6 protein-coding genes are annotated in these 6071 nt (G+C 70.4%); 3 read left to right on the top strand and 3 right to left on the bottom strand.

Annotated features, from left to right (window positions below):
• Together AC3XYG_RS37210 and msrQ are read left to right on the top strand one after the other, a co-directional pair.
• On the top strand, positions 1–286 hold a 286-nt coding region (locus AC3XYG_RS37210; RefSeq protein ID WP_489144940.1), incomplete at its 5' end, for a hypothetical protein.
• Between the two features lie 131 nt (positions 287–417).
• Positions 418–1272 carry a protein-methionine-sulfoxide reductase heme-binding subunit MsrQ gene (gene msrQ, locus AC3XYG_RS37205; RefSeq protein WP_489144939.1) on the top strand — a complete coding sequence of 285 codons (855 nt, stop codon included), beginning with the start codon at positions 418–420 and terminating at the stop codon, positions 1270–1272.
• A gap of 37 nt (positions 1273–1309) precedes the next feature.
• Here the strand turns inward: msrQ and AC3XYG_RS37200 are convergent, their stop codons facing one another.
• The 3 genes from AC3XYG_RS37200 to AC3XYG_RS37190 form a co-directional block, all read right to left on the bottom strand.
• The gene (locus AC3XYG_RS37200; protein WP_489144938.1) at positions 1310–2146 is read right to left on the bottom strand and encodes an FkbM family methyltransferase; all 837 of its coding nucleotides are present in this window, start codon (positions 2144–2146) and stop codon (positions 1310–1312) included.
• A 105-nt stretch (positions 2147–2251) separates the two neighbouring features.
• Positions 2252–3631: an MFS transporter gene (locus AC3XYG_RS37195; RefSeq protein WP_489144937.1), complete on the bottom strand. Its 1380-nt coding sequence runs from the start codon at positions 3629–3631 to the stop codon at positions 2252–2254.
• Positions 3632–3737: 106 nt separating this feature from the next.
• Entirely contained in the window at positions 3738–5156 is a 1419-nt protein-coding gene (locus AC3XYG_RS37190) for an MFS transporter (RefSeq protein WP_489144936.1), read from the bottom strand.
• A gap of 146 nt (positions 5157–5302) precedes the next feature.
• Between AC3XYG_RS37190 and AC3XYG_RS37185 the strand changes: the two genes are divergently transcribed.
• On the top strand, positions 5303–5770 hold the full coding sequence (locus AC3XYG_RS37185) for a GNAT family N-acetyltransferase (RefSeq protein ID WP_489144935.1): 468 nt from the start codon (positions 5303–5305) through the stop codon (positions 5768–5770).
• The last annotated feature ends 301 nt before the right edge of the window (positions 5771–6071 follow it).

Here is a 6071-nt window from a genome sequence, read left to right as displayed (position 1 = left end):
GGAAGAAGACGGCCTCGGCTCGGCCAGCGGCATACTCCTGAAGCTGGCATCCGGCCGCGTCGTCCTGTTCGAGGAACTGGCACATCAGATCGAGCACTATGGCTATCGCGGCCCGGGAATCCGTGTCGACGCCTTTGATCTGGTCACTATGGGCGCCGACACGATCATCGACGAGGTTCTGGCGGCGCTCGGGCTGGACCGCAGCAATCTGGTGTGGATCGCCGGCGAGGAGGCCCGCCAGGCCATGGCCGAGCTTCTGGCAAGGCGGCGATCATTGAGTCATTGAGGCGCGCGGCCCCGCTTCACCCCACATGACCCCGATGTCATGAAACGGATCGGCCGGCGCTTGCGAATAAGGGAATGGCCGCGCATCTCTGTCCGCGTGGCCGTGACCCGACCGAGCCCACCGAGGACCCGATGCGTTGGCCTTTCAACGACCGTGGCGGCCGCTTTTCCTGGCTGAAGACCGTGGTCTTCGCCCTGCTGTTCCTGCCCGGCCTGTGGTATGGCGGGCGGCTGCTGGCGGGAGATCTCGGCGCCGATCCGGTGCAGACCTTCCTGCGCGCCATCGGGCTGTGGACGCTGTACCTGCTGGTCATCGGCCTGGCGATCACGCCGCTGAAGCGGGTGCTGCGCTGGCCGCAGCTGATCCAGGTGCGGCGCATGGTCGGCGTCGCCGCCGCGACCTATGTGCTGATCCACCTGACCGGCTACATCGTCACCCAGCATTTCGACCTGGGCTTCGTGGCGTCGGAGATCGCGCTGCGCCTGTACCTGACCATCGGCTTCGTCGCCCTGCTGGGGCTGATGGCGCTGCTGGCCACCTCGACCGACGGCATGATCAAGCGGCTGGGCGGCCGGCGGTGGCAGCGGCTGCACCGGCTGGTCTACCCGATTGTGGTGCTGGGCGTGGTGCACGGCGTGATGCAGTCCAAGCTCGACGTCGCCATCCCGACCATGCTGGCCGGCTTCACCCTGTGGCTGCTGGCCTGGCGCGTGCTGGACGCCCGCTTCGGCCGCGGCGACGCGCTGCCGCTGTGGTCGCTGGCGCTGCTGTCGGTGGTCATCGCCCTGGTCACCGCCGGCGGCGAGGCCGCGCTGTACGGGCTGTTCACCGGCGTCGATCCGGAGCGGGTGCTGCGCGCGAACCTGATGTTCGCCTTCGGCCCGCGCCCCGCCTGGATCGTGCTGGGCGCCGGGCTGGCGGTCACGCTGCTGGGCGGGCTGCGCCGGCTGATGAAGAGCCCGACGCGCCGCCGTGCGATGGCGTAGCGACCGCCGGTCGCTATCCCCGGGTGCGGCTCCGCCGCTACCCAGGCCGCCGCAGGATCACGTTCCGCCGGGTCCGCTGCGCCAGGTGATAGCCATGCGCCAGGCACATCCTGATGCAGGCCTTGTTGTGGTGCGTCTCGATCAGGATCATCCGGGGCCAGCGGTCTTCGGCCACGGCCCCGAAGAACTGGGTCAGAACGCGGTGTTCGGCGCCTTCGATGTCCAGCTTGATGGCGTCCGGCCGGTGGATCCCCGCATCGTCCAGCAACGAGTCCAGCGTCCGGCACGGCACCACCACCGTCGAGCCCTGATCGGTTCCGGATCCGACGATGCTGCTGGCGCCCTTGTTGCCCCGGTCCACGAACATCGTGGTGTCGTCGCCGTGATCGGAGACGGCGCAGCGCACCGCCCGGACCCCGGTCAGCCCGTTGGCGTGGAGATTGAACGACAGCCTGCGATAGATGTCCGGCTGCGGTTCGACCGCCAGGATGCGGGCCGACGGCCCCACCGCCCGGGCGACGGCCAGGGAATAGAGGCCGACATTCGCGCCGAGATCGACGAAGGCGAAATCCTGGGTCGCAGCCTCCGCCAGAGCCCGCAATTCGGCCGGGTCGAAGAATTGCGGCGTGAACAGCGCGCGCTTCTCGCAGACATTGTCCGACAGGTCGATCCGCATGCGGGAGCCGAGGATGTCGGCATCGACGATGCCCCTGCCGCCGAGCATGCCGAGCGGCCGGATCGTCACCGCGACCCGGCGACAGAATTCGACATCCGGCAGCGCACGGGTCATGGCGCCGACCAGGCGAAGCGGGAGCGATGGGGCGAAGGCGCCGAACGGCGGATCGCCCGGAACGGACTCGATTTCCAGGGACATGGGGCCTCAAGGACCCGCCACGACAATCGTTCCTATCAAATGACACGAAATCGGGCCGGGGCGATTTCGCCGCAGCCGGCTAGGTCCGTGCCGACCGAAGGTTGGTCACGTCCGTGCCGACCGGATCCACACGATTGCGGCGACCAAACCGAGCGCCAGGGCCGCGGCGCTGAGCTCCATCGCCACGCGCACGCCGTCGATCGAGGCACCGCCGCCGCCGATGGCTCCCAGCACGGCAACGCCGATGGCCCCGCCGGTCTGGCGCAGCGCGTTGAGCACGCCCGAGGCGATTCCGGCCCGGGCGCGGTCGACCGTCGCCAGCAGCGCCGCGGTCATCGGCGGCACGGTCAGCGCCGTGCCGCAGCCGATCATCAGCAGCGTCCACCAGATCGCGCCGTAATCCGTCGCCGGCGACAGCCGCAACGCCAGCACGGCGAAGCCCGCCACGGTGAGGCACAGCCCCGCGATCATCGGCAGCCTTGCGCCGCGATGCGCCGCCACCCGGCCGGCGAAGACGTTGATCAGCGCGATCAGCCCGGTCATCGGCACGAAGGCCAGGCCGGTCATCAGCGGCGACAGGCCGAGCGGCCCCTGGAAATACAGGCTGAGCAGGAAGGTCGAGCCGTAGAAGCCGGCATTCATCATGAAGCCGATGAAGGAGACGGCGGAGAAGGTCGGGTGGCGGAACAGGCCGAGCGGCATCATCGGCGCCGCGCTGCGCGCCTCGACCGCCAGGAAGCCGGCGCCGGCGGCCAGGAACAGGGCGATGCCGCCCAGCACCCAGGGGCTGGTCCAGCCCAGCGGCGCGCCTTCGATGATCGCGCCGGTCAGCGCCACCAAAGCCAGGATGGCCAGCACCTGGCCCGGCCCGTCCAAAGCGCGGCGATGCCGGCCTTCGGTCTCGACGGTGAAGCGCCAGGTCAGCCACAGCCCGATCACGCCGACCGGCAAATTGACCAGGAAGATGCTGCGCCAGCCGAACAGCGAGATCAGCACGCCACCGACCACCGGCCCGGCCACCATGGCCATGCCGCCGGCACCGGCCCAGATGCCGATCGCCCGCGCCCGTTCCTTGGGGTCGTGATAGGCATGCGCCAGCAGCGCCAGCGAACAGGGCATCAGCAGCGCCGCCCCCAGCCCCTGCGCCACCCGCGCCGCGATCAGCACGGTGCCGGACGGCGCCAGGCCGCAGGCCGCCGAGGCCAGGGTGAACAGGGCGAAGCCGGCGAGGTACAGCCGCCGCGCGCCGAACCGGTCACCCAGCGCGCCGCCGGTCAGCAGCAGGCTGGCGAAGGCCAGGGTGTAGCCATTGACAACCCATTGCAGCCCGGCGACGCCGCCCTGCATCAGCCCCTGGATCTGGTCGAGCGCGACATTGACGATGGTGACGTCGAGCTGGACCACGACGACACCGAGGCTGAGCGCGGCCAGGCGCGCGGCGCGCCGGGCCGGGGAGGCACGATCGGGACATGCGTCGGAGGGCATGCGGCACACCGGTGTTCGGGCTTTGTTCGGACTACGATCACGATCCATACCACGCCGCTGCCCCGCCCGGCCGCCCCAGGCATGCATGCCAGCGTTGAGCGGCCGGTCAGTGCAGCGCGTCAGGTCCGCTCACGGGCAGCGGCCCGCCGCCCGTCGGCGTGCGGATGCACAGCAGCCCGGCCAGCAGCCCGGTGGCCAGCAGGCCGGCACACAGCAGCATGGCGGTGCGCATGCCGGCGCTGGAATCGCCGCCGCCGCTGATCGCCCCCAGCATGGCGACGCCGACGGCACCACCGGTCTGGCGCACTGCGTTCAGCACGCCGGACGCGATGCCGGCCCGGCTGCGCTCCACCGTCGCCAGCAGCGCCGCGATCAGCGGCGGGATCACCATCGCCATGCCGAAGCCGATCAGCAGCAGCGGCCACCAGATGCCGGCATAGGTCGAGGCCGGGGTCAGCACCACGGCCAGGGCGGTGAAGCCGACCACGCCGATGGCCAGGCCGGTCACGATCGGCAGCCGGGCACCCCAGCGCCCCGCCACCCGCCCGGCGACGACGTTGATCAGCCCGGTCAGCCCGGTCATCGGCACGAAGGCCAGGCCGGTCACCAGCGGCGACATGCCGAGCGGCCCCTGGAAGTACAGGCTGAGCAGGAACAGCGACCCGTAGAAGGCGATGTTGACCTGGAAGCCGATATAGGACGCGGCCGAGAAGGTCGGATTGCGGAACAGGCCGAGCGGCAGCATCGGCGCCGGGCTGCGCGTCTCGACCAGCAGGAAGGCGGCGGCGGCAACCACGAACAGGGCGAAGCCGCCCAGCACGATCGGGCTGCCCCAGCCGAGCGGTTCGCCCTCGACGATCGCGCCGGTCAGCGCCACCAGCCCGACGATGGCCAGGACCTGGCCCGGAATGTCCAAGGGGCGGCTGTGCCGGCCCTCGGTCTCGGTGGTGAAGCGCTGGGTCAGCCACAGCCCGACCAGGCCGATCGGCAGGTTGACCAGGAAGATGCTGCGCCAGCCGAACAGCGCGATCAGCAGGCCGCCGACCACCGGGCCCGCCACCATCGCCATGCTGCCGACGGCACCCCAGATGCCGATCGCCCGCGCGCGCTCCTTCGGATCGTGGTAGGCATGGGTCAGCAGGGTCAGCGAACACGGCACCAGCAGCGCCGCCCCCAGCCCCTGCGCCACCCGCGCCGCGATCAGCACCGGGCCGGACGGGGCCAGGCCGCAGCCCAGCGACGCCAGGGTGAACAGGGCGAAGCCGACCAGGTACAGCCGCTTGGCGCCGAAGCGGTCACCCAGCGCGCCACCGCTCAGCAGCAGGCCGGCGAAGGCCAGGGTGTAGCCGTTCACCACCCATTGCAGCCCGGCCACGCCGTCATTCATCAGGCCACGGATCTGGTCGAGCGCGACATTGACGATGCTGACATCGAGCAGCACCACCACCAGCCCGAGGCTGAGCGCAGTGAGAAGGGCGCCGCGCCGGACCGGCACGACGGATTCCAGGGAAGCATCGAAGGGCATCTGCCACCTTCGGCTACGGGAACGTCGGGGAGTTTGTGTTTCATCGGACATAGCACGGCGCCGCGGGCACCGGATCGCCCGGCCCTGCATGACTGCGTTGACCAAGCCGCCGAGGCCGCTTGCCATCACCACCAAGGAGAGCCGAGATGCCGCCATCGATCGCCCGGGAATCCCCCGACCAGGTCGAGATCCGTGACCTGCTGGCGCAGGCCGACCAGCGCTCCGCCGGCCTGTATCCGGAGGACAGCCGGCCGGGGCCGGATGTGGCGGCGCTGCTCGCCCGCGATGTCCGCTTTTTCGCCGCCCGCCTGGACGGGCACGCGATCGGCTGCGGCGGCTATGCCCCGGACGGGGACGGCGCGGCCGAGCTGAAACGGATCTTCGTCACCGCCGCGGCACGCGGCACCGGCATCGGCCGCCTGTTGCTGCAGGCGATCGAGGCGGATGCGATCCGGGAGGGCATCCGCCTGATGCGGCTGGAGACCGGGATCAGATCGGTCGAAGCGATCGGCCTGTATCGCCGCTTCGGCTACCACGAAACCGGCCCCTTCGGCGCCTATGGCCCCGACCCGCTGAGCGTGTTCATGGCCAAGGCGCTGGCGCCGGAGGGGTGAGCGGCCTCGCCCAACCCACACCGTCATCGCGAGCCCGCAGGGCGTGGCGATCCAGGATTGCCGCCGACTGCGTGGTTGGCGCCGGCGGGACTGGATCGCGTCGCTGCGCTCGCGATGACAATGTGGGGTGGTGAGGCAGTGTGAATTTGACTCTTCGTTCCCTTTATGTTCTCATCAAGAGATGACACACACAGCGCCCACGCCCCAGACACCCACCGCCGGATCCCCGTCGGCGGAGGTGTTTGCGCAGGAGTGGACGCTGCTGTCCGAGATGGAAACGCTCAGCGGCGAGTTGGCCCGG

Source organism: Inquilinus sp., assembly GCF_057815775.1.
The sequence above is the reverse complement of the archived record's forward strand: the minus strand, read 5'-3'. Positions and strand labels throughout refer to the sequence as shown.